This window comes from Planctellipticum variicoloris, assembly GCF_030622045.1.
In the GTDB taxonomy this organism is placed as follows: Bacteria; Planctomycetota; Planctomycetia; order Planctomycetales; family Planctomycetaceae; genus Planctellipticum; species Planctellipticum variicoloris.
Genome location: NZ_CP130886.1, coordinates 2803786 through 2828252, shown reverse-complemented (window position 1 = coordinate 2828252; position 24467 = coordinate 2803786). Strand labels below are relative to the sequence as shown.

Annotated in this window: 17 protein-coding genes; 12 read left to right on the top strand and 5 right to left on the bottom strand. The window is 64.1% G+C overall.

Going from position 1 to position 24467, the window contains the following annotated elements; all coding sequences use genetic code 11:
* Positions 1–13 precede the first annotated feature (13 nt).
* The 8 genes from SH412_RS11005 to SH412_RS10970 all read left to right on the top strand — a co-directional run bounded on the left by SH412_RS11005 (position 14) and on the right by SH412_RS10970 (position 10709).
* Positions 14–1297, top strand: a complete 1284-nt coding sequence (locus tag SH412_RS11005; protein WP_336523563.1) for an OmpP1/FadL family transporter — start codon at positions 14–16, stop codon at positions 1295–1297.
* 328 nt (positions 1298–1625) lie between these two features.
* A complete protein-coding gene (locus SH412_RS11000; protein ID WP_336523562.1) occupies positions 1626–3332 on the top strand; it encodes a response regulator in 1707 nt (568 codons plus the stop codon).
* A gap of 72 nt (positions 3333–3404) precedes the next feature.
* Entirely contained in the window at positions 3405–4262 is an 858-nt protein-coding gene (locus SH412_RS10995) for an alpha/beta fold hydrolase (protein WP_336523561.1), read from the top strand.
* Positions 4263–4517: 255 nt separating this feature from the next.
* The gene (locus tag SH412_RS10990) at positions 4518–5801 is read left to right on the top strand and encodes a metal-dependent hydrolase family protein (protein WP_336523560.1); all 1284 of its coding nucleotides are present in this window, start codon (positions 4518–4520) and stop codon (positions 5799–5801) included.
* Positions 5802–6365: 564 nt separating this feature from the next.
* Positions 6366–6761 carry a GntR family transcriptional regulator gene (locus tag SH412_RS10985; protein ID WP_336523559.1) on the top strand — a complete coding sequence of 132 codons (396 nt, stop codon included), beginning with the start codon at positions 6366–6368 and terminating at the stop codon, positions 6759–6761.
* Positions 6758–7681 (top strand): ABC transporter ATP-binding protein, encoded by a 924-nt coding sequence (locus SH412_RS10980; RefSeq protein ID WP_336523558.1) that lies wholly within the window; start codon positions 6758–6760, stop codon positions 7679–7681. The genes SH412_RS10985 and SH412_RS10980 overlap by 4 nt, the downstream gene beginning before the upstream one ends.
* Positions 7682–7789: 108 nt before the next feature.
* Positions 7790–9154: a hypothetical protein gene (locus SH412_RS10975; RefSeq protein WP_336523557.1), complete on the top strand. Its 1365-nt coding sequence runs from the start codon at positions 7790–7792 to the stop codon at positions 9152–9154.
* A gap of 106 nt (positions 9155–9260) precedes the next feature.
* A complete protein-coding gene (locus SH412_RS10970) occupies positions 9261–10709 on the top strand; it encodes a hypothetical protein (RefSeq protein ID WP_336523556.1) in 1449 nt (482 codons plus the stop codon).
* Between the two features lie 5 nt (positions 10710–10714).
* Here SH412_RS10970 and SH412_RS10965 read toward each other — a convergent pair whose 3' ends face one another.
* Together SH412_RS10965 and SH412_RS10960 are read right to left on the bottom strand one after the other, a co-directional pair.
* Positions 10715–11932: an MFS transporter gene (locus tag SH412_RS10965; RefSeq protein WP_336523555.1), complete on the bottom strand. Its 1218-nt coding sequence runs from the start codon at positions 11930–11932 to the stop codon at positions 10715–10717.
* Positions 11933–11956: 24 nt separating this feature from the next.
* Positions 11957–13123: a tetratricopeptide repeat protein gene (locus tag SH412_RS10960; RefSeq protein ID WP_336523554.1), complete on the bottom strand. Its 1167-nt coding sequence runs from the start codon at positions 13121–13123 to the stop codon at positions 11957–11959.
* 462 nt (positions 13124–13585) lie between these two features.
* Here SH412_RS10960 and SH412_RS10955 point away from each other — a divergent pair, with 462 nt between their 5' ends.
* Entirely contained in the window at positions 13586–14479 is an 894-nt protein-coding gene (locus SH412_RS10955; protein WP_336523553.1) for a hypothetical protein, read from the top strand.
* Between the two features lie 44 nt (positions 14480–14523).
* Here the strand turns inward: SH412_RS10955 and SH412_RS10950 are convergent, their stop codons facing one another.
* Entirely contained in the window at positions 14524–16500 is a 1977-nt protein-coding gene (locus SH412_RS10950) for an SUMF1/EgtB/PvdO family nonheme iron enzyme (RefSeq protein WP_336523552.1), read from the bottom strand.
* Between the two features lie 759 nt (positions 16501–17259).
* Here SH412_RS10950 and SH412_RS10945 point away from each other — a divergent pair.
* Entirely contained in the window at positions 17260–17544 is a 285-nt protein-coding gene (locus tag SH412_RS10945; RefSeq protein ID WP_336523551.1) for a hypothetical protein, read from the top strand.
* Between the two features lie 138 nt (positions 17545–17682).
* Here SH412_RS10945 and SH412_RS10940 read toward each other — a convergent pair whose 3' ends face one another.
* Together SH412_RS10940 and SH412_RS10935 are read right to left on the bottom strand one after the other, a co-directional pair.
* Positions 17683–18933: a hypothetical protein gene (locus SH412_RS10940; RefSeq protein ID WP_336518718.1), complete on the bottom strand. Its 1251-nt coding sequence runs from the start codon at positions 18931–18933 to the stop codon at positions 17683–17685.
* A gap of 88 nt (positions 18934–19021) precedes the next feature.
* Positions 19022–19276, bottom strand: coding sequence for a hypothetical protein (locus SH412_RS10935; protein WP_336518717.1), 255 nt, complete (start codon positions 19274–19276; stop codon positions 19022–19024).
* 473 nt (positions 19277–19749) lie between these two features.
* Here SH412_RS10935 and SH412_RS10930 point away from each other — a divergent pair, with 473 nt between their 5' ends.
* Entirely contained in the window at positions 19750–20352 is a 603-nt protein-coding gene (locus SH412_RS10930) for a hypothetical protein (RefSeq protein WP_336523550.1), read from the top strand.
* Between the two features lie 424 nt (positions 20353–20776).
* Positions 20777–24439, top strand: coding sequence for an FG-GAP repeat domain-containing protein (locus SH412_RS10925; protein ID WP_336523549.1), 3663 nt, complete (start codon positions 20777–20779; stop codon positions 24437–24439).
* Positions 24440–24467: the final 28 nt, after the last annotated feature.

The window sequence follows — 24467 nt, the reverse complement described above, 5'->3', positions numbered from 1 at the left end:
CGGACGCACTTTCATGCTGCATCGCACCTGGTTCCCGTTTCTCCTGGCAGTCCTGGCAGTCTGCAGTCCGGCGCTGGCGGACGGACTGGTCCGCGACGGCATCGGGCCGATCTCGGGGGGCCGCGGCGGAACCAACATCGCCCACTCCGACAACGGCGCCATTCTCAACGACAATCCCGCCGGCATGATCTTCTCGAACTCGGGGGGCCTGTTCGAGGGCGGCGTCGACACAGTGATCCTCGACCTGGGCTACACCGATCCCCAGAACTCGTACTCCCACAACAAGGTCTCCGGATTCCCGGTCCCGCAGTTGTCGGCTTTCAAAGTCTTCGACGACGGCGACCGACTCTGGGCGCTGGGCCTGGGAATCATGGCGCCCGCCGGCTTCGGGGCGGAGTTCTCGCAGGTCAATCCCGTCTTCGGCCGCCAGCAGTATCGCTCGCTGGGAGCCCTCGGGAAGATTCTGCCGTCGGTGGCCGTTCAGGTGACCGACCGCCTGTCGGTCGGCGGATCGTTCGGCCTGGCGATGAGCCATGTGGAATTGAACGGCCCCTTCTACCTGCAGACCGGACCGATGGCCGGGACGCCCACGCTGCTCGACCTCCACAGCACCGGCTACGCGCCGACCTGGTCGATCGGCGCTCAGTACGTGGCGACGGAAAACACGACCTTCGGCCTGGCCTTCATCAGCCGGACCGACTTCTCGATGAAGGGGGGCGCCGACGTGCAGGTGCCCCTCGGCCAGGGGCCTCCTCTCTTCGGCCGGTTCGACGCCGACGTCGACATTGCGTGGCCGTCGTCCCTCGGATTCGGCGTGAAACATCGCGTCGCCCCGCGGCATCAGGTTTCGGCCGACGTCATCTGGTACCACTGGAAATCGACCTTCAACAACCTGGGCCTGACCCTCTCCGAGACCGACAACCCGATCTACCAGGCCCTGCTCGGCAGTTCGGCCGACGACGCCGTCCCCCTGCAGTGGCACGACACGGTCTCGCTGCGGCTGGGATACGAATTCCTGAAATCGCGCGAACAGACGTGGCGGGCCGGTTACGTCTATCACGGCCGCCCCGTCCCCAGCAACACGTTAAACACCTACACGGACGGCGTGCTCGAACACGCCTTTTCGCTCGGCTTCAGCCGCGTGCTGGAAGACTGGACGCTCAACTTCGCATACCAGTACTCCTTCAGCCCGACGGTTCACACCGACGAGAGTCTGATTGCGGGGGGCGATTTCTCCGACAGCACCTTCCGGGCGCAGGCCCACTGGGTGATGCTCTCCGTCTCGCGGCCGTTCTGACGGAAATCATGTGTCTCGCTCGCGGCTCCGAGGCGGAACACATTCGGGAAAGGCGTCCCGGTGTTTCCCGAGTTTGAGCGGACGAATGAGTCCTGGGGGCGCTCGAAGAACGTCGTGAAACCGGAACGCCGACTGTCCCGATCTGCGGAATCTGCACGTCCGGCCCGCCCTGCAGGATTGACGAAAGCACTCGGTATGCTAGCGTTTACGCTGGGTCCATATCGGCCGGCTGCACCACTGACGAACCTATGACAAGCGTACCATGTCAACGGGCGGAAGCGATGTTCAGGAGTTGAACAGAACGGATCGTCCCCGGATCCATCGGATCTTGATCGTTGATGACGAGCCGCTCATCCACCTGACGATCGAGCAGGCCCTGACTGCCGCCGCCGCACAGTCCGCCCGGTATGAGGTCGTGGCGGTCGACAACGGCCACGCGGCGCTGAAGGCCGTGGAGATGGCTCGCCGGGACGGGTCTCCTTTCTCCGTCGCTTACGTCGACCTCCAGCTTGGATCTGACTGGGACGGACTCGAAACGCTGCAGCATCTCTGGGACGTTGACGGCGATCTGCAGGCTGTCCTCTGCACGGCGAATCCCGTCGCCGCCCGGCGCGGACTGGAATACTTGAAGTCCCGGCACGACCAGTTGCTCTTTCTGGAGAAGCCGTTCGGCTCTCTCGACGTCAGTCAGTTCGCCCGGGCGCTGACCAGCCGCTGGGAACTGCAACGGCGGATGCGCGACCACGCCGACGAACTCGAATCGCGAGTTGCCGAGCGAACGGAGGAAATTCGCCGGTCGCAGGAGCGACTCCTGGAGGCGAATGCCGCGTTGATCGTCGCCCGCGATCAGGCCGATGCGGCCAATCGGGCAAAGTCCACCTTCCTGGCGAACATGAGCCACGAAATCCGAACTCCGATGACGGCGGTGCTCGGCTTCCTCGACATTCTCGCCGACGCGGAAACAACTCCCGAGGACCGCGAGCTCTGCATCGAGACGATTCGCACCAACGCCATGCATCTGCTGACGCTGATCAACGACATTCTCGATCTGTCGCGGGTGGAGGCCGGAGAGCTGCCGATCGAACACCGCCCCTTCCACCCGCGGGAACTGATTCGGGACATCGTCGAGCTGCTGCGGCCGCGCGCTGCAGCCAAGGGCTTGACATTCGAGACCCGCGTCGACTCGAACGTCCCCTCCGTGGCTGTGACCGACGACGGACGGCTGCGGCAGATTCTCACCAATCTCATCGGAAACGCTCTCAAATTCACCGACCGCGGCGGAGTCGAAGTCGCACTGCGACTGCAGCACGCTACGGCCACACACGCGCAGTTGCAGTTCCAGGTGATCGATTCCGGAATCGGAATCGCGCCCGAGCGACTCGGCGAGATCTTCTCCCCGTTCGCGCAAGCCGACGATTCGGTGACCCGCCGCTACGGGGGAACCGGGCTGGGCCTGACCATTTCCCGCCAGTTGGCCCGCCGGCTGGGGGGGGATGTCACCGCCGCCAGCCAGCCGGGAGTCGGCAGCACTTTCGAAGTGGTCATCCCGGCGAGTGTCGGCGCAGCGACTGTGCCTTCGCCCGACGGCGCCGTCCGCGCGGACGGCGAGATTGACTCCGCAGAGACGAAATCGCTTCACCTGCTTCTCGCCGAAGACAGCGAAGATCTGTCCCATCTCTATATCCGCATGCTGGGACGTCGCGGGTGTGATGTCGTGCATGTGCCGGACGGTCGGCAGGCCGTCCGGCACGTCCTGGAAACACAGCGCTCCCGGCGTCCGTTTGACGCCGTCATCATGGACATGCAGATGCCGGTCCAGGACGGATATTCCGCCACTCGCGAGCTGCGCGATGCCGGGTACGACGGGCCGATCATTGCTTATACGGCCCACGCGATGACGGGAGACCGCAACCGCTGCCTTGAGGCGGGCTGCGACGTCTATCTGCCAAAACCCTCGGATGCCTCGTCGCTCCTCTCCGCCATCCGAACCGCCATTCAGGCCGTCGCCGACCGGCGGGAATCCGGCGGAATTTGACGCCGCCCGCCAGCGGGGTTACGGTGTCTCGGACTTCCCAGACACCTTCCGGCCCGATCGGCGTCTCGACTCATGTTTCGCGAACGCATTCTCTCCTGCGGCAAGCTCTCTCTCAATCTCGCCAGCGGCCCCGCGAACGGTCCCGCACTGATCGGCCTGCACGGCGTCAATCGCCGCTGGCAATGCCTGCTGCCGCTGACGACGGCGCTGCCGCCGCGCTGGCAAATGCACTGTCTCGACCAGCGCGGGCATGGGACGTCGGACCGGGCCGACCGCTACCTCGTCACCGACTACGCGGCCGACGTCGCGGCCCTGATCCGTACCGAATTTACGGAGCCGGTCATTCTGTATGGCCATTCGCTCGGCGCGATGGTCGCCGCCCATGTGGCCGCCGCAGAGCCCGCGCGCGTCCGCGCCGTCGTGGCCGAAGATCCTCCCTTTCACACGATGGGGGAGCGGATCGACTCGACGCCGCTGCTGAGCTACTTCCATGCGCTGGAAAACCTCTGCGGTCGCGCGCTGCCGCGGGCGGACTTGCTGGCGCAGCTCGGCGAAGCGCCCCTGCGGAATCCGCTCACCGGACACAACGTCCCGTTGAGAGAGACTCGCGACGCCGCGGCGATCCGCTTTGCCGCTGCGGCGCTCCGACAACTCGATCCCGCGGTCCTCCGGCCAATCGTCGCCGGGCAATGGCTCGACGGCTACGACGTGGAAGGCGTGGGAAGATCTCTGCAGTGTCCCGTCCTGCTGCTGCAGGCGGACCACGCGGTCGGGGGGATGTTGATCGACGACGACGCGGCCCTCTGGCGGCAGGTCGTCGCCGATCTGACGGTCGTTCGCTTTCACGGCGCCGGCCACATGCTCCACTGGCAGCGCACGCACGAAGTCGCCAATGTCGTAACAGCCTTCCTCGAATCGCTGGTTCTCTAAATCACCAGCAGCGATTCTTGAACAGTGTGTCTCTGAGTCTTGTCCCCTCTCCCGCTGTCTTCAGTGGGAGAGGGCCAGGGTGAGGGTCTTCAAAGAAGTCGAACGAGTGTCCACGGAGAAAAGACGGAGCGCCTCACAATCGTGGCCGGTGATTTAGCCGCCTCTCTCCGCGTTCAACGAAATCTCAGCCGCTGATCGTGAAACGCCGTCAACGCTCAACGCTCAACGCTCAACGCTCAACCAGGATTGCCCCCCATGAAGACCGCCACCGGAACGACGCTGATCACCCACGGGCAACTGATCGACGGCACCGGCCGCCCGGCGATTCCCGACGGGGCAGTCCTGATCCGCGACGGGCGAATCGTCTACGCGGGGCCGGCCACCGCCCTCTCCGACTCCCCGGCCCCGCCCGATCACACGCTCGACGCCCGCGGCGGCACGATTCTCCCCGGCCTCGTCGAGGCTCACTTTCATCCGACGTACTTTAACGTGGCGGCTCTGGAAGACCTCGATATCAAGTACCCGGTCGAATACGTCACGCTGCTCGCCGCCGCCAATGCCAAGCTGGCGCTGGAGTGCGGGTACACCTCCGCCCGCAGCGGCGGGAGCCTGTTCAATATCGATGTCTGGCTCAAGAAGGCCATCGAAGCCGAAATCTGCCCCGGCCCACGGCTCGCCTCCAGCGGACGCGAAATCTGCGGCGTCGCCGGGCTGATGGACTGGAACCCCGACTATCGCAAGATCGGCATGGAGGGACTTGTGCTGCTGGTCAACGGTCCCGACGAGGCCCGGGCCGCCGTCCGCAAGCTCGTCAAAGACGGCGTCGAATGGGTCAAGACCTATCCGACCGGCGACGCGGCTGCGCCCGACGCCAACGATCATCACACGCTCTGCATGACGTTTGAAGAGATGCACGCGGTGGTGCAGACGGCCCACAATCACGGCCTGAAAGTCACCGGCCACTGCCGGGCCACCGAAGGCATCCGCAACGCCCTGAAGGCGGGATACGACGCGATCGAGCACGGGACGTTCATCGACGACGAAACCCTCGAACTGCTGCTCAAGCGGAACGTCCCCGTCGTCCCGGCCCTCTACTTCGAGCTCGCCAGCATCGAACGCGGCCCCGAATTCGGCATGCCGCAGAAGGTGATCGACGGCCACCGGGAAACTCTCGAAGGAGGCGCGGAGAGCGCTCGCCGGATTCTGAAAGCCGGCGGCCGGATCGGACTGGGGGGCGACTACGGCTTCGCCTGGAATCCTCACGGCGACTACGCCAAAGAGCTGACGTTCTTCGTGAACTACGTCGGCTTCACGCCGCTCGAAACGCTGAAGTGTGCGACGCAGACCGGCGCGGAAATCCTCGGCCGGGCCGACGAGCTGGGGACGCTCGAAGCCGGCAAGCTGGCGGATGTGCTGGTCGTCGACGGCGACGTGCTGGCGGATATCTCCATTCTGGAAAACCGGACCAGATTCATCGCCATCCTGCAGGGAGGCGTCCCCAAAGCGGGACAGATCTGTCAGCCGCGCGAAGTCTGGTAACGGCCATCGCTCGCCAACTCGTTCCCAGCCTCCGCCCATCACCCTCGTTCCCAGGCTCCGCCCTCATTGCTTACTCGTTCCCAGGCTCCGCTTGGGAATGCCTCTTCCGACGCTCTGCGTCGTCTTCGCGGCCCCCGCCGGTTCGACTCCCCCTTGCAACTGCCGACAGAAACTCAATGGTCTCAAACGCAACCCGTGCCGTCACAGAACGTCGACCGTCCGGCCTCTTCTACGCGGAACTTCGCCCGAATTCCCGGCCTGGACGACACTGTCTTCGATCGAACGGAATGCGAGGCAGAGCCTCGCAAAGAGGCATTCCCAGGCGAAGCCTGGGAACGAGTTCATCGACGACCGCGATTGCGTGCCCCATCTCCGGTCCCCTCTCCCGACGTCTTCGTTGGGAGAGGGATAGGGTGAGGGTCTTCGATGTTCTCGCAGGACCAGGAACTCCACGCCCGGTCTCTCTCGACATCAGAATGCCGGGGAAGGGACAAGACAGATTCCTCCGTTTCTCCAAAATTGCCGCTTGACTCCGCCCAAGTGCATTACTATCGTAATACACATATGCACGACGGCCGTCTGCCACTTCTGGTTCATCCCTCCTCGGGCGTCCCGATCTACCGCCAGATCATGGACCAGCTCCGGGCTCTGATGGCCAGCGGACGGCTCAGAGCGGGCGATCTCCTCCCCTCCGTCCGCCAGCTCTCCGCCGAGCTGGAGGTCAACATGATGACCGTTTCCAAAGCCTTCGCCCGCCTCGAACAGGACGGGCTCGTGGAACGCATCCGCGGGACCGGCATGCGGGTCCGCGAACAGCAGCCCCAAGGCTCCGTCGCCGACCGGCAGGAGCAGCTCCGGGATCACGGAACCGCTCTCGTGACTCAAGGGCGGCAACTGTCCCTGACCGATGACCAGATCCTCTCCGCCGTGAAATCTCTCCTGCGGGAACACCGACCATGAACGCCCCCGTGATCGTCGCGACGAATCTGCACAAGTCGTTTCCCGAGAAAGCGGTCCTCCGCGGAGTCGATCTGGCGATCCCGCGCGGCGCGGTCGTCGGCCTGCTGGGAGCCAACGGCTCCGGCAAAAGTACCTTCATCAAATGCCTGCTCGGGCTGTTGAAACCGTCGGACGGCGAAGTCCGCCTCTGGGGGGAAGACCCCTGGTGGCTCTCGGAATCCAACAAAGCCCGGCTCGGCTTCGTGCCGCAGGAAATCCGGCTCTATCCCTGGATGACCGTCAGCCGCCTGACCCGCTACTGGGGAGCGTTTTATCCCAACTGGGACCACGCCTGGGTCGAGTCGTTGCTCGACACTTGGGAACTGGATCGCAAAGCGAAAGTCGGCACCCTCTCGGCGGGTCAACTGCAGCGAGTGGCACTGGTTCTGGCGGTGGGACATCACCCGGAACTGCTGGTGCTCGACGAACCGGTCGCGGCCCTCGATCCCGTCGGCCGCCGTGAGTTCCTGCGGTCCCTCGTCGAGATGACGCAGGACGGCGAACACACGGTCCTGTTTTCCACGCACATCCTGTCGGACCTGGAACGGGTCGCCTCGCATGTCGCTCTGCTGGCCGACGGCAAGGTGCAATGCTTCGACGAGCTCGATGCCCTCAAGGACCGCTTCAAACGGCTGCGGATCCGCGCGGACCGCGACCTCCCCTATAGTTTTTCGATCCCCGGTTCGATCCGCATGGAAATCCACGGCTCCGAAGCGGTCGTCACGATTACCGACTGCGACGAGGCTCTGCTCAGCGATCTGCGCGTCCGCTGGAACGCCGAGATCGACGTCGATGACCTCAATCTCGAAGAGATCTTCCTGGAACTGCACGGCCGCCCGGAACGGGGGCCGACCCCTTCGCGGACCGTAGCGGCTCACTGACGTTCTCCGGCTCACACTCCTCAGCACAGGTGCCCCATGCTGGACCGTCTCGCAGCCGCCTGGTCGACCTACTGGACCCGCCCGTTTCTTCTGTTCTACAACATCGGCTTGCTGATGTTCGTCGGCCTCGTGTATATCGCGACAATCGGCGACCGGCCGCCGTTCCAAGCTGACATCCCCGATTCAGCTTCAATCAGTACCCTGATGCCCTTTGCCGTAGCCTTCATATTCTCGTCGTTTGTCTTCGGACAGGTGTCATTGCAGTTTCAGAGTCCCTTCTCCCGGCTACTACCTCACTATGCACGGCCTCACCTGATCGTCGCGGGATTGTTGCTAAGTCTGGCGTGGTGTGTCGCGGCTCTCGTGATGCTATCCGCGAGTGCTCCGTGGCCGCTAAACGTCGTTGTTCCATCGACGTTCGTCAGCGGGGCGTTCGCCTCGTGCATGGCTGCGTTTCCTGGTCCCGCAGGAACATGGCTTCGCCGGTTCCTGCTCATCGTCGGCGGGCTGCCGTTGCTTGTGCTGATCGCAGTCCTGATGGCTCCGGCTGTTGGCCCGAGCAGAGTCGCAGATGCAATTCAGCCCTGGCACGCCGGATTGAGTCTGATTCAGTTCGCGTTTCTGGCGATCATGACAGTACGAGTTCTTCCTGAGTCCACTCGCTACTTTGCAGAAGATCGTTCTCAATCGCCGCCGATGGGGGTTGCCGGATTCGGCATGTTGTCAGAGGCCAGTCAGATGGACAACTCCAGGCAAGTCGGCCCTGGATTCCTGTGGTCCTCGTCGCTGCACGAGTCCGAACTGACTGGCTATCACGGCCAGCACTGGTTTCGCCGATTGCGGCTCTGGCAGGCCGGCGGCTCGCCTGGTCCGGCTGTGTTATTCGCCATCGGGATCTTGATGCAGTTAGTGTTCCTAGTAATTAGCAGCGTTCGCGGCGACGCCGAGACAATACAAGTGGGATTCGTCATCATGCAGATGGGAATCATGATTCCGATCACTGTCTTGTTGACAGCACTCCACCGCCAGCCGAGATTTGCCATGGAGTTACTGCGACCCGTATCGCGGCAGACCGCCGTCGGCGACCTCCTCCGAGGCCTGGCCTTCGATCTGCTGGCCATTCCACTGTTTGCCCTCTGGGCGGCCATCTGGGTCACGTGCGTCGAACGCATCGCCTGGACGGGACAGCACTGGCTGGGCCTCCTGGCGGCAGCGGCGGGAGCGTACCTTTTCAGTCTCGGCGTGGTCGCCATTCTGACAGCCGTTCGCACGACGCTCGCCATGGTTCCGTTCGCCATCCTGTTGTTCATCCCATCGATTCCAAGCATGTGGTTCTTCGATCCACCGCCGTGGAACCTGTCGCAATCCTCCTCGCTGCAAGCGTCAGCAATCATCGGCCTGTCGCTCGCTGTCCCCGGTGTCGCCATGATCGCTATCGCCCGGCGGAAGTGGCTGGACCGCGAACTGGCCTGACAGGACCTTGCCGATGGGATGACATCACGAACCAACAACAGACGAATCCCTCGAAACACCCTGGTTTTTGCAGGTATTGAACGCTCCTTCCGATGACAGGTGCAAGATGGACAGCCGGCTGTCGATGGTCCTGATGACCTATACCACGCGACCGTTCCTGCGGTTTCTGACGGCGATCCTGGTGTGCACGATGATCGGCGCGACGTACCTGGTGGTCCAACTGCCGGTCGCACCGGACTGGCAGGCGGGCGGCGACGCCAGCGGTTATGGCGTCCTGTATGGCGTCGTCGGCTATCTCAGCGTCTGCTGCAGCATCTTTGTCCTCGTGCAGGTCTCGCAGCAGTTTCAGCACGTTCATTCGAAGCTCCTGCCGGGTTATGCGGCCCCTCATCAGATCGTCGCCGGGGGCTTCATGACCGCCGGCTGGCTCTTCGCCGTGGGTGTGCTGGCCTGTTCCAGCAGCCCGGCGGCGGCCTGCTTGATAATTCCCTCGGTGTTTCTGGCGGCGGGCTTTGCGGTCCTGTCCGGTGCGTTCCCGCCGGCGCGCAGAACGCTCCTCAATCAGGTGTTTCTGTTCGTCGGCAGCGGGCCGGCGGTCGTGCTGGTCACCCTGCTGGCCTCGGGGGCCATCTCTGTGGGCGATCTGCTTCGCAGCTTGCAGCCGTGGCACGTCGGTCTCGCAATGCTGCAGTTGCTCTTGATGGCGGTTCTGACCGTCCGGTTTCTTCCCGAGTCGATCCGGTACTTTCTGCAGTCCGGCGCGCAGTTGCCGGCGCAGGGAGTTCCCATGTGGGACATGCCGATGGCGCGGGCGCTGGACGCGAATCCCGGTCAGCAGATCCGCGGTTTCCCGATGCTCAGCTCCGTCAGCGAATCCCTGCTGACCGGCTATCACGGCCAGCGCTGGTTTTCGCGGCTGCGGTTGTGGCAGGCGGGGGGCTCCGCCGGTCCGGCCCGGCTGTTCTTCGCCGGACTGATCATGCAGTTGGTCTTCACGCTGACGCTGGCGGGCTTCAGCCGGCAGCCGCACGAGCGGTTTGGCATTATCATGCTGGAAGCCGGGCTGCTGCTGCCGGTGGTGGCACTGCAGAGCATCCGGACTCGACGGTTGCGGTTTGCTCAGGAATGGCTGCGGCCGGTGTCCCGTGCGACGGCCGTCACGGACCTCCTCCGCGGGCTCGGCTGGGACCTGCTGGCGGTGCCGGCGTTTGTGCTCTGGGCCGCACTCTGGGTTCAATTGACGGCCGGCAGCGGCTGGACGGCTCTGCATTGGTGCTGTCTGGTCGCGGCCGTGCTCGGGACGTATCTGCTCAGCGTCGGGCTCGTCGCAATGCTGACCCTGGCTCGTTCGGAATTTGTCGTGATGCCCGCAGCGATGCTGCTGATCCTGCCCGTCCTGCCGACCGCGGCGATCTTCATGCCCCCCCTGGCTCGAAGTCTGCCGCAGTCGACCTGGCTGATCGGAACGGCCATCGCAGGTCTGTCACTCTCCCCGCCGGGCGTCGTGCTGATCGCCATCGCCAGGCGCAAATGGCTGAAACGCGAGCTGGGCTGAGACCGCTAAGCGTTTCGCTCTTCCGGCGGCTTCACATGGACGAATTCGCGGTAGAGCAGCAGGTCGTAAGCGATCTTGATCACGCCGCTCAGATAGAGCGGCCAGGCGATGCCGTGCGGCAAGGCAATGAGCTGCATGGCCAGCGCCGGCGAACAGGCGGCCCCCAGCGAACGGGCCATCATGGTCCAACCGGCAGCGGCCGAGCGTTCCGCCGGGGAGACGACCGCCATCAGGTAGGACTGTCGCGTCGGGACGTCCATCTGCGACAGGCTGTAACGGATGAAGAGGAGTCCGGCGGCGAGCGGAAACGTGGGCATCAGCGGAACGAGCATCAGCAGCACGTTCGACGGCAGATGCGTAAAGACCATCGTGTTAATCAGGCCGATCCGACGGGCCAGCCAGACCGCCAGCAGCGACGAAACCCCGGCCAGCAGATTGGCGGCGAAGAACAGTTTTCCCAAGGTCGCGGGTTCGACGCCGAAGCGGATCGTGAACCAGTAGGCCAGGACCGCCTGAACGACGAAGCCGCCGCCGAAGGCGTCCATCGCGAACAGAACCGACAACTTGGCGACGAGCTTTCGCGACTGCCCCAGGCCGCTGCGTCCCGTGCTGGCATGCGGCTTTTCGTGGGCCGGCAACTCGACGGCGGCCGACAAGCCCAGGACGCAGGCTCCCAGGACGAGCCCCAGGAGGCCGTAGCTCTGGACGACGGGGCGGTAGATCGCGGCCCCGGCGGCGCCGCCGGCCTGCATCGCCGCGCAGGCTTCGCCGGCGACCAGCGCGCCGCAAGCCGTGGTGAAGGAGCCGAGCAGGTTGTACCAGGCGAACAGGAGCGTCCGGCGTTCGGGTTTGAGGAGCTGCGTCAGCGCGGCCTGTTCGATGGCGAGGAACGGGCCGACTTCGCTGCCGCTGGGGCTGATCACGCCGATCGTCGCCGCAGCCAGCAGCCAGAGGGGATTCCGCGTCGCCGCGAAGACGAGTCCCGCCAGGACCATCAGGCCGGCTCCGACGAGCAGCATCCGGCGGCGGCCGCAGCGGTCGGCGAGAGTCGTCAGCCAGATCGTGAGCGCGGTGTCGCCGAGCAGCGTCAGCGTGAGCAACAGTCCCACTCGGCCGTCGGACAGTCCCAGTTCCTTGAGATACAGAACGAGAACGACCGATAGGAAGCCATAGGCGAACAGCCTTACGCCCCGACTGACGAAGAGCAGCGTCAGGTCGCGCATCGCGGGAGTCCGTTCCCTGGAAGGTTACTTGGCAGGGAGGTCCTGCAGGAGAGCCGCTGCGAAGGTGACGAGGTCGTTGCGCTCGGCGGCCGAACGGCGGAGGGCGTCGAAGCGGCCGGCCTGCTGGCAGAGCTCGGCGAAGGCGCCGGCGAAATCGTCGTCCGCCCCGACGAGATACTTTTCCGCGAGCGGAATGGCCTCGTCGTACTGCTGGACGCGCACGAACAGATCGACCAGCACGTAGGCGATCAGCGCCTGGTCGGTGGCGTCCGGTTCCTGCTCCAGCTTCTGCTTGAAGTATGCGATGGCCGCCGGACGGTCGTCGTTGGCGAGGAAGCGGAAGAACTGGATGTGCGCGGGGTAGAAATCGTCGAACGGGGGATCGCCGCCATACTGGAACTGGGGCGAGAGTTTCGCACCGTATTCGGCGAGATCCCGAGCCAGAGCCAGTTCCGGTGCCTCGGGCGAGAGGGACCGGGCGAAGCGGACCGTGGCGTGCAGGTGCGAGACGTCGATGTGGTAATTGTTGTCCTCGAACAGCCAGTCCCGGCCCTCGATCAGTTCTCGGAGCGTGTTCGCGGGGGGCGTCAGCGGCATGCGCTGTTTCACTTCGTGCTGCACCGACTGCAGCAGATCCTCGTGGAGCTGGCGGACGAGCAACGCCGCGCAGGCGGCCCGGTCTTCCGCCTTGAGCTGGGCGAACTGCTGGTCGAGCGAGGTGATCGTGCTGCAGGTGCCATGCGTTTTCAGCATGACCTGCAGTCCCTTGGTCGGGTGGACGCCTTTGAAGAGGCCCAAGTCGATGACCTCTTCGGAGGCTTCCGTCGTCTCGCGCGGGACCGGAAAGGCTTCGAGGGCGGCGGTCACGGGGCCGACTTCGCGGATGGCATGGAAATAGATCCAGGCCTGGCCGAGCTTGCCCTGGCCCAGCAGCCGTTCGCCGACGTCGCGGGCGGCGGCGACGTAGGTCTGTTCGAACGCTTCCTTCTGCTCGGCGGGGACGTCTTCGAAGGAGGTGGGACGATGGAGCGGCAGGCCGAGCTCGTGCTTGCGGCGCAGGAGCGTGGCGTCGAAGAGCTTGTGAAAGTCGCCCCGTTCGACGAGGGTTTCAATCAGGCGGTCAAAGACGGCGGACGCTCCACCGGTTTGCTGGGCGGATTCCAGGGTGGAGAAGGGAGTGGCCTCGGACATCGACGGCGTTCCTCGGGGAGCGACAGATGTGGTTTCGTGGATCTTACTACGGGCGGGGCCGGTCGCGTAGTGTCTTCGGGAAGATCTCTTGCGGGGAGATGAATGTCGAACGGAGGGCAGTCGAGAGACGAGAGTCGAGAGCTAAGAGCCAGAACGGGACGCTTGCTCTTGATCCCAGGCTCTGCGTGGGGATTTCTACTCGTCGAGGTTCCTCCGCCTCGGTCCTTTCGGGCTCGTTGGAAGACGACGCGGAGCGTCGGAAGAGGCATTCCCAGGCGGAGCCTGGGAACGAGGATGGCAATGATGATCGCCTGCGATTCGCTCCGTCACCACGCATTCCGGATTCTCTGTTGACAGAATGTCTTCATCGTCTATTTTGAATCGGTCCCCTGTGAACATCTCTCCTGCAAGAGCCCTGTTGTCGATCCGTGTGGTGCAATCCCGGAAAGCGAAGCGATCATCATGAGTCACGATCCATGGCCGGCGTCGTCCCCGTGGCTGTCGCGGCGGGGCCTGCTGGCGAGTTTCGCAGCCGTCGCCATCTCTTCCTCAATGGCGACGAGTCTTTGTGCGGAAGATGCGAGACCGTCCGGCAAGGATCGCGATGAGGTCTTGAAAGTGCGGAGGTTCGAACTGATGGAGTCGCGGGTGGCGGCGCTGACGATCGAGTCGGCGGAGGCGGGGTTTCCGTCGCAGTTCGCGTCGAAGCCGATCTTCAAATACAGCGACCCCGCGCGCGGCTACGTGGCGGCGTCCGTGTGGAAGCTGGGGGACCAGGGCCGGCCCAAGGCGCTGCTGGCGGTAGAACTCGATCGCAACACGTACGGGAAACCGTGCATCAGTTACGAGCGATCGTCGCTGACGGAGACGCCGTTTACGACGTCCGTGGAGGGTGTGGTCTGGTCGCCGAAGGGGACGCAGTATCAGTTCAAGCCGCTCCCCGGCGCACCGGTGCCCGCGAAGACGCCGCAATTGCGGTTGATTCAGATGCGATCGCTCGCCAATCGTTTTGCGTCGAGCGAAGTCGTCCGGAAGGAGAAGTGCGAACTGCGACTGCTGCCGCAGCCGGTGGATCGGTATACGCCGGCCGAGGCCGAGCGGGCGGACGGGGCGATTTTCTTTTTCACGTTCGGCACGAATCCGGAAGTGGTGCTGCTGATCGAGTCGGACGGCGAGCGCTGGGAGTTTGCGGCGGGGCGGATGACGGGTGCGCAGGAGGTTGTGCTGACGATCGACAATACGATTGTCTGGACCGGGCCGCCGCTGCAGGAGGGGGGCGACTCGCCTTTTACGGGGAATATCAAAGCGATTGAGATACCGGGGATTGCGGCGGATGGGAGCGAGATCGGGGAGTGAGATTACAAATGCCGTGGCGCCGGGGGGGGCTTGTCATAGAATCATCACTGAGGCGCGGGTTCCGTTGCGATAGACCGGACTTGAGGCACTGCAGAGACGGCCAGAGCAATCCGAAAACCGAGGCTGCGATAACGGTATGTACAACGCACGCCGTTGCGAGCTGAGGAACGGCAGCGCGCGGGTTCGATACCGAACTCACCGCCACGAAGCATTCCGTCATTGCGTACCGGAATCTCGACGGCCGGATCAATCGTGCCCGAGGCTTGAGACGCTTTATACAAGCCTGGATCCCAGCGATCCTGGACCCACTCCCAGACGTTGCCATGCATATCGAAGAGCCCAAACGGGTTGGCCCGCAAGTCTCCCACGGGGTGCGTCGTCCCTCCGGAGTTGGCTGCGATCCAGGCGGTCCGGGACAATTCCTTGCCATCGTCGCCGATCCAGTAGCGGGTGGTCGTTCCTGCCCGGCAGGCGAATTCCCATTCGGCTTCCGTCGGCAGGCGATAGCCGTTCCCTTCCGCTGGCGTTGCGGCGTCGCCGGTGACTACGTAGGACGGTCGCAATTGTTCTCGTTCGCTGAGCGTGGAGCAGAACTGTGCGGCGTCATTCCAGTTGATCTCTTCGACCGGAAAATCGTCGGTGTTCCGGTTGCCAATGGCCTGTTGACCGGCCCCGCCTGGTGCGAAACTCGACGGATTGCTCCCGGTCACCGCCTGATACTGCCGCTGAGTCACCTCGTGGATGCCGAGATAGATCGGCGATTTGAGGATGACAGTATGCTGCGGCGTCTCGCTCTCAATGTTCTTCGTCAGACGTTGCCGATCGACTGGCGGGAGTGCCGCGAGCGCCAGGGCGAAATCGTCGGGGGTTGATCCCATGACGAACTCGCCCGGCGGGATGAGGCGGAACTTCATGCCGATCGAGTTCGTGTATTCGACAGGTTTGCCCAAGAATTCCGCCCAGGCGGCCTGGTGCCGCTCGGCTTCCGTCGCCGTAAAGGGGGCTCTGGCCAGCGACGGTGGTGGCGGGCCCGGGGGAAGAGCAGACGGAGCGACTGGCATATCATTGGGACCAGCGGACGCAACGGCGGCCAGTTCGGTTTCCGGGGGATACTGGAAAGTCTTGTCCGGAACCGTAAAGGCGTCGGTGTGAGACTGAATCGTGATCTCCAGTGTCCGGTCAGGGCGCAGTCTGGCGGTCAACTGCTTTGTCTCGTTCTCGCCGATGCCGATTTCCTGAGTCGCGGAGGGGACTGCGATGCCGTCGACTGCGGCTTCGAGCGTGAGTCGATCCGACGTGTTCAGCAGATATGAGCGGCTCGACGTTTCCAGCGTGATCTCTTCGCCGGCGACCTTGATGACCACCCCGGCGTCGACGACTTCGAAGACCACGGTTCCCCGCGGAGTCTGGAACCTAAGATTGGCGGCGTAGACGACGGCGAACAGCAGGCCGATGCTCGCGACGGCGTAAGCGATGTGCCTGGGTTCAACGATTCGCCCGGCCGGATCGAGAAAGATCTGCTGGCCCTGACGGATCCTGACGGCCCGTTCGGGACCGTATCGGTTCAAATCGGTGGCCAGGGCGTGCATTGCCTTGTGGCCCGGCTTCAACTGCAGGAAGCGTTTCACCAGCATCGGCAACTTTTCCGGAAGCTGCTTTTCGATCTCCTGTTCGATATCCTGCTGCAGGAGCCGGATTTCTTCGTCCTTCTCGACGGCCTCGGCGAGCATTGAGAAAGCGTCTGGCGATTTCAATTCGGAGGGGATCTGCTTCAGGAGCTCGACGGCTCCCGCGTAATCCGATTTCTTCAGCAGCTTTCGAGCGAGCTGTTCGACCGAATCGATTTCGCCGCGCTGCCGGTCGAGATCTTCCCGCAGGCCGGTCAGCCGCGTTCGAGCCCATTCGGCCGCCGACGCATCGCTGAATGACATCAGCGTTTCGAGATCCTTACGGGCGGCCTCGAACTTCCCTTTGCGGATCAGTTCTTCGATACGCTTCTGCTGCAGTTTCCCTGTCGACACTGTGTCCTCCTGTCAGGTCGGCATATATTCTAACAGTACTTGCATCATTTTCACTTCTGATCGCTCCTCAGCTTTCGCGGTGCGCACGGCGACACCGGGCGAATCCTGGTGGATTCGACTTTGTTTCAAACCGGATTCGTCGTCAGCCCGGCCTGGACGGGGCGAGTTCCGGTGTTGGCCGGCGCTCCCGCCCCGTCTGTCGGCTGGCTGTTGACAGGTCAACCCCGCGTCTCCTGTCGAGAGGACGCGTCGGACATGCTCGATCGAGCCGCGGTGCGCATCGGCCGCACCGCCCAAAGAGCCCTCTGGCGAGGACTCCGGGTTCGGGCCCTGACCTGGCCCGCGTGCTGGCGGGATCCGCTCGAGCGCCTTCGGCGAACCTGGGGCGTGCATGCATGACCTTCACCCGACCAACGCGTCCGATCCTGGGCTGTTAACGAATTGATGTTCAATAGCAGTTGACGGGATTTTTCAAAAAACACGAAAAAATTCCTCGCGGAGATGCGGAGGTGGGAGGAGTTCGCAGAGAAGGCCGAAGAGGATTGACCGCGGAGACACGGAGGACGCGGAGAAAAGAGGATTGGAGAGAAAGGTCGAAGACGGAATGTCGAAAGGGAAGCCGCGAGGGGAGATTTTCCGGGTGAGCGGCTTGCGGCAGGTGAGAATTGCGAGATCCATGCGTTATGCGGACGCGTATCTCATCCATCCGCCGCGCGATGGTTGACGGTCACGGGAACGACGAAATGCGGATGGAGCTTGATGGGAGGTCGGGACATGTATCTGCTGGCGGTCCTGTGGATCGGCAGCGGCCTGCTGGGGGTTCTCCTCTTTGCCGCCAAAGTGCCGGAGAGCCCGTCGAGGACGTGTGCGGAATCGCTGCTGCTGATTCCCTTCGCGGTCGTCTTCGGCCCGTTGATTCTCCTGCAGGCAATCGCCGCCACGCCGAAGCAGAAGTGCCCGCATTGTCGGGCGATGATTCCGGCCGATGCGACGGTCTGTGCGCGCTGTACGCGAGAGATTTCGATGCAGAACTGGGACGGCTGAGGGCTCATGCTCTCAGGGCCGGTCTGGGGGCATGAGCCACTTTCGAGGCTCTGGCCGGGTCTTTTCGGATTCGCTTGAAGACGACGCGGAGCGTCGGAAGAGTGCGTTCCCAGGCGGAGCCTGGGCTGCGCGAAATCGTCAATTGTTGGCGGTCCCGGTTGATCCGGCTTTTGTTCCTGGAAGGACGGGGAGGGCCTGGCGGCGCTGGGCTGTCAGCGACTTGCCTAAGTGGTCGTCGATCCACGCGAGCAGGTCGCGATGCCGCACGGCGTTCAGGGCTTCGCAGATCTTTTCCTCGCTGATCCGCACGACCGACGCGGCCATCCCCAGAATCAGTTTCGTAAAGCCGCCGCGGCTGTGCTGGCCCTGCAAACGCTTGCCCTTGCCGATCAGCGATTCCAGCACTTCGCTGCTGGCCGGCAGACTCTGTCCGGGGAGCACGCCGCTCGACTGCTCGCTCACGAACTCCACCAGCCGCGCCGCCGCACGCTCACCGGCAGGCGTTCGGGCCACCGTCTCCAGTTGCCGGCGCAGCGTCTCGCCGGCGGCGGCGTGGTAGCCCGCCACGCGCAGGAACTCCAGCATGTGGTCCTTGACCGCCTGCAAGTCGTTCCAGTCCACGAGCGCCTCCCGGAAGTCGCGGATCCAGCCGAACTTCTCCTCGAGCCGCGTCAGGTCGAGACCCGCGGGACGTTCGGCCGCGGGCGTGTCGATCAGCCGCAGCATGCGGGCGCCCCAGCCGATCAGCGGCCCCAAGTTCAAGTAACGCCCTTTGACTTTCTGCGTGGGGGGAGCAAGGTGTCCGAGTTCCGTCTGCTTCACCCGTGGCTGCGTCTGCCCGCAGTGTTTGACGAACGCGATCCACCGCGGATCGGCGAGCAGTTCGTGCTTGAGCACGATCGCCGTCTTGTGGGCGATGTCGTGCAGCACCTGCGTCGTCGGGTGCTGTTCGCGGAAACGCTGAGCGCCGCCGAGAAGATCCGAACCCTCGTCGCTGAGGATGGCGGCCGGCACGCCGACCAGCCCGGCCGCAGCCGCGAGCTGCCGCTGGACGATCTCGCCGCTGGATTTTTCGACCGGCTGCAGCGCCAGCAGCGTCAGATCCTGGTGCGTCAGCGGCGCCGTCAGCGCTTTCCACGCCGACAATCGCAGCCCCGCGATGACCAGACACTTCCGCGACCCCAGTTGCAGCGTGTGGTCGACGAGGAACACCCAGTCGGCGGCGAATTCCTTGGGCCGCCGCAACTCGTGCAGTCCCAGCCGCAGCAGCCACGCTTCCGCAGTATTGGCCGCAGGAGCCCCCCGGAACTGGGGCAGGCTGTCCCGCAGCAGTTCGACCACCGCCCGGCAGCCGCGAAAGCTGACCGCTCCGGCCAGACAGAACTGCAACGTCAGGCCGATGGCCGCTGCCGAATACGCATGATGGGCCGGTCGGACGGCGTCCGGGAGGGGGCCAGGGGCTGCGTCGGCGACCCGGTCAGCGCCCGGATTTTAAGGCGGCGATCTCACGTTCCAGGTCCGCCGCGCGGCGTTCGGCCGCGGCGGCCCGCGTGCGCCACATCGCGCGGCTCTTCTCGACGGCGCGGGTCTGGTTCTGCAGGAGCTTGCAGGTTCGCTTCCACTGGCCGGACTTCGCCTTCCACCGATTGCGACTCCGCTCGAAGAACCGCACCAACTTGCCCGCCGGCGACGAATACCGGGCGACGGCTGTTTCGCTGGTTTCGCAGGTCATGACGTTCCTCCTTGAACAAAAAGCCCAGTGGAACAAAAACGCGACGATTCGCCGAGGCCAATTGCCCCTGAAAACGACGGATTTCGCGCAGCCCAGGCGGAGCCTGGGAACGAGAAGGCGGACCGATCGCAATTGTCATCGGCCGGGCGATCATCCGCCCCAGACAGATTGGTTGATATGCCGCCCGCCGCGGTCTTCGCGCCGCTTGCGCACGGGGGGAGCCTGTTTGCTCATTTGTGGTAAGGAGGGGACGTGTCCGGACTTCGGGCGGGTTCAGGTGGTGAATGTCGTTGGATGAAACCGCGTTCCACGGCGTCTCGGACTGAGTGCCCCGTTAAAAACGGCAAAGTCCCCCGAATCGCCTGATTCAAGCGGCGGCCGGATGCCGAATTCTACTCTGGGTGGAAGGTGCACCCGGCCGCGGCCGCTCTGGCTGGCAGTCGATCCCGCAGGACTCGGGCAAGGACGGATTCATGACGCGGTCTCAGTTCAGCACTCGGGTCGGATTCGCCGTCCTCTTCAGTACGCTGATGCTGGTCGGGTCTGTCGGCGCCGGCGACCGTTCCGTTGAGCAGGCCGGCTATAACGACGACGAAGTCAACGAGCACCACGACGCCAAGACGAAGTTCCTGTTTCACAAGGATCGCTGGCAGTCGAAGAAGGATGCCCAGGGCTTCAGCTACTCCTTCATTCCGCACTACGCCCGTCCGATGGCGTACCATTACCGCCCCGATTATCACTTTTCGAGCAACTACGGGCTGCGAGCCTACGGCTGGTATCAGGGGCGCGGGGGCTTCAACTACGGTCTGCCGTATGGTTACTCGCCCGCGCACGATCGGCTCGACTATCAGAGCTATCTGATGAACCAGAAGAATAAGACCGAAGCCTCGCTTCAGCCGCCCCCTCAGGGGTATCCGTACGCGGCGACCTATTACCGTCGGCATGAGAACGGGTGCGGCACCGGCTGCTGCTGCGGCGGCGGGATTCCGATGGCGGGTTACCCGTGTCACAAGTACTACAGCTACTCGCAATTTGCGGGCGGGAACTGTCCTCCGGGATTCGCAGGGAGCTGGTAGGGGTTGAGTGAGTGCTTGGGATGACGCGTGTGAGGGCACCAAGAGTCTCCGCGAGCATTGTGAACCCCTCTTGATCAGGGGTTGCCTCTGCGCGGCAATCTGCCGGGTGGAACCACGCGGTCCACGGGTTGCGCGTCGCGGTCCACGGGTTGCGCGTCGCGGTCCACGGGTTGCGCGTCGCGGTCCACGGGTTGCGCGTCGGCCGGCTTCGCCGCCCGCCGCTCCACCCGTGGCTACACTCCTGCGCCCCTCCGGGGCGAAGAACAGAGCTGGTGGATTGCTCCGACGACTGCTGGCGGCCCGCAACGGGTACGCGATGCGGCAATTTTCGGGTCCTCTTGCGATTCGGCCGGGATCGGACTGTAATCCTTGATCGTTCTGCGGGGCATTCGCCTCGCTGCGAAGCGCATCAGGGATGTTCAGCATGTCCGGTTCTCGCAAAGCCTCCGTGTCGCCGTTCGTAGTGATTGTCGTCCTGCTGGTATTGATCGGCGCAGGAGTCGTCGCGTACTTCGTGCAGGATCGCTGGTTGGCGGTCGAGCCGGTCGTCGTTGCACCGGGCGGGGTCGGGCTGCGAGATCGCGCGACCAGCGAGCGGCTGGTCGAGGCGCGCAATCTGTCGCTGGCCTACCTGGAAAACAAGGATTTCGGCAAGGCGGAAGAGCTGTTGCTGGAGCTCGATCGGGAACTGCCGGAAGAGCGGTTCGGGTTGCGAAATCTGGCGGTCAGCCAGGAGCTGGCGCTGCAGCAGATCGCGCCGAGCAACGCGGCCGAGCTGCAGGCGCAGGGGGACAAGGTTCTGGCGACGCTCGGTCGTCTGGGGGAGCGGGAGGCCGACTCGGGCGTGGCGGAACTGCTGCGATCGCGCGTGCTCCGCAAGCTGGGACGGTTGCCGGAAGCGCTGGCCGCGGCGCAGACGGCCGCGGATCGCGAGCCGACGCAGGCGGATTACTGGTACGAGATCGGGATGGTCGCGGAAGAACAGGGGGATACGGCTGCGCGCACCGAGGCGTTGCGGAAGGCGTATGAGCTGGCTCCGGATAACCTGTTTCTGATGAAGGACTGGCTGCCGCTGCTGGCGCGGAACCAGGACGCATCAATCATCGACGCGATCGTCGGGTACCGCGAAGGGCTGAAGCCGTTTGCAGAGACGATCAAGGCTCACTCGCGGATCGATGTGCTGCAGTTTCTCGCGGACGCCGAGACGGCGGCGAAGGTCGGCAACTGGCCGGGGGTGACCGGCAAGGTGGGGGGCGTATCGAACGTCGTGAAGCGGGAGGCGGTGGCTCAGGCGGATCGGCTGCGGCTGAACCGGCATTCGCTCGAATTTGTGGTGCTGGACTTCTCGCCGGAAACGCTGGCGACGCTGGAGATCGCTCCGCAGGCGGAGGAACCGATTCCGGTGTCGTTTGAGGCCTGGTCGCTGACTGCGCCGAGCCTGTCCGGCGTCCGAGATCTGGTCTCGCTGGACTGGAATCTGGATGGTCGGACGGATCTGGCGGTGCTGTCGGAACGGAAGCTTTCGATCCTGACCCCGGTTGATGGTGCGTGGACGGGGCTGGCGTCGCTGGATCTGCCGCGCGCGTACGCCGGGCTGCTGGCTGCCGATCTGGATGACGACGTCGAATTGCCCGCGGCCGGCGAACCTCCGCTGCCGCCGGGGCGGTGTCATCAGGCCGATCCCGATTTTGTTCTGTATGGCCCCGAGGGGCTGTTGTTCGTCGAAAGTTTCAAGGCGGATGCGATGTCGCCGCGGTCGTTGCGAGTGCCGGCGCAGTCGGCAGGCTGGGAGGCGTTGACGGGGATCACCGCGGCGGTGCTGATCGACTTCGATCACGAAGGGGATCTGGATGTCATCGCTGCCGGGGACCAGGGAGTGTCGCTCTGGCTGAACCTGGGGAATCGGACGTTTGAGGACGTTTCCGACCGGTCGCAGTTGCCGCCGGCGGACTTTGCCGTGACCGCGATGACGGTGGTCGATTTCGATCGGGATATGGATCTGGACCTGATTTTGGCGGGACCGAAGCCGGGGATGCTCGAAAACCTGCGCTACGGGCGGACGCGGTTCCGGGAGCTGCCGCGCGAGTTTGAGCCGCTGCAGAACGGGACGCGGCTGTTTGCGACGGAACTCGACGGGAACGGAAGCTGGGACCTGGTGGCGACGTCGATTTCCGGGGTCGGCGCCGTGCAGACGGCGATGTCGCCGGCGGGATCGGTGACGCCGAAGTCTTCCCGGACACTGCAGCAGACGTGGAGTGATGCGATCGTCTGCGATTTTGACAATGACGGGTTGCTCGACTGTCTGGCGGTTTCGGCCGCCGGGCTGATGGGATTGCGGGGGGATGCCACGGGAGTATGGTCGGAAAAGTCGGCGGTCGTAACAGCCGGCCCGACACAGACGACAGAGGCGACGCGGATTGTCGTGGGAGACTGGGATGGCGACCGCGACCAGGACGTGGTGATCGCAGGCGAGGAGGGGCTGTCGACGTTTCGGAATGAGGGTGGCTCGGCGAATCACGTGCTCGAAATCGCCATTCGCGCTCAGCAGAACAAAGGGGCCGACCCGACGGCGAGCGGGCGGGTCAATCACTTTGGGGTCGGTTCGCTGATTGAGGCGAAGTCGGCGGGTCGGTATCAGTCCGCAGTGGTTTCGGGGCAAGTCACTCGTTTCGGACTGGGAAAGCTCGCCGGGGCGGACGTGCTGCGGGTCGTCTGGACGAACGGGATTCCGCGGAATCTGGTCAGTCCGAAGGCGGATGAGTTCATTTGCGAAGAGCAGAAGCTGGAAGGCTCGTGCCCGTATCTTTACACGTGGGACGGTGAGCAGTTCGTGTTCCACACGGACCTGCTGTGGGCGGCGCCGATCGGGTTGAAGTTTGGCGAGACGGTGGTGGCACCGTGGCGGGAGTGGGAATATCTCAAGATTGATGGCGAGCGTCTGAAGCCGCGCGACGGTCGTTATGAAGTGCGGATTACCGAGGAACTGTGGGAGGCGGCGTACTTTGACGAAGTGAAGCTCTACGCGGTGGCCCATCCAGCCGGCGTGCAGATTCACACCAATGAAAAGGTCGGGCCGCCAGCTCTCGCTGAGCGGGCGATTCATACGGCGCGCCATCCGAGGCTCCCGATTTCCGCCAGCGATCCGGCCGGGCGGGATCAGCTTCCGCTGGTCCGGGAGCGGGACGATCTTTACGCGAAGACGTGGCAGACGAAGTTCAAGCAGGGACTGACGAACCGGCACTGGGTCGAGCTGAACCTGGGGGAGATCGGGACGCCAAAGCGCGTGCTGCTGTTTCTGACGGGGTGGATGTACCCGACGGATACGGCGATCAACGTGTCGCTGTCGCAGAATCCCGATCTGCCGGAACCGCAGCCGCCGTCGCTGTGGGCGCCGGACGGCAAGGGGGACTGGCGCGAGGTTCGCCCTTCCATGGGATTCCCCGGCGGGAAAACGAAGACGATCGTTGTCGACGTCACGGACGCTTTGACGCCGGGCGACTCGCGGCTGCGGATTGCGACGAATATGGAGTTTTACTGGGACGAGATCTTCTTCACGGTGGATGAAGAGCCGGCGCCGTACCGGGAGATCGAGCTGCCGCTGATCTCGGCGGAACTGCGATCGCGAGGGGGGATCTCGGCGACGATCGTGCATCCGCAGTTCGGTCCGGATCGGTACGACTATCAACGGATTCTGCCGGGAGAGCACTGGGCTCCTGTCGACGGCTGCCTGACCCGGTTTGGCGATGTGCTGGAACTGCTGCGGGAGCGGGATGACCGTCACGTGATCTTCGCGGCCGGGGACGAGATGGCGCTGTCGTTCGAGACGCTGAAGGAGCCGCTGCCGGAGGGGTGGGTGGTGGACTTCGTGATTTACAACGTCGGCTGGGACAAAGATTTCAACATGAATACGGTGTACGGTCAGACGGTGGAACCGCTGCCGTTCCAGACGATGACGGACTATGCCCATCGGAACGGGAAGGAACGTCGGCGGGATGCTGCGTATCGGGATTATCTGCTGCGGTATCAGACCCGCGAGCAGGCCCGCGGACCGTTCTGGGAGCAGATTCGCGACTGGAAACGGCCGTAGTTGGAGTCTTGCGAGCGGGGAACAGCGA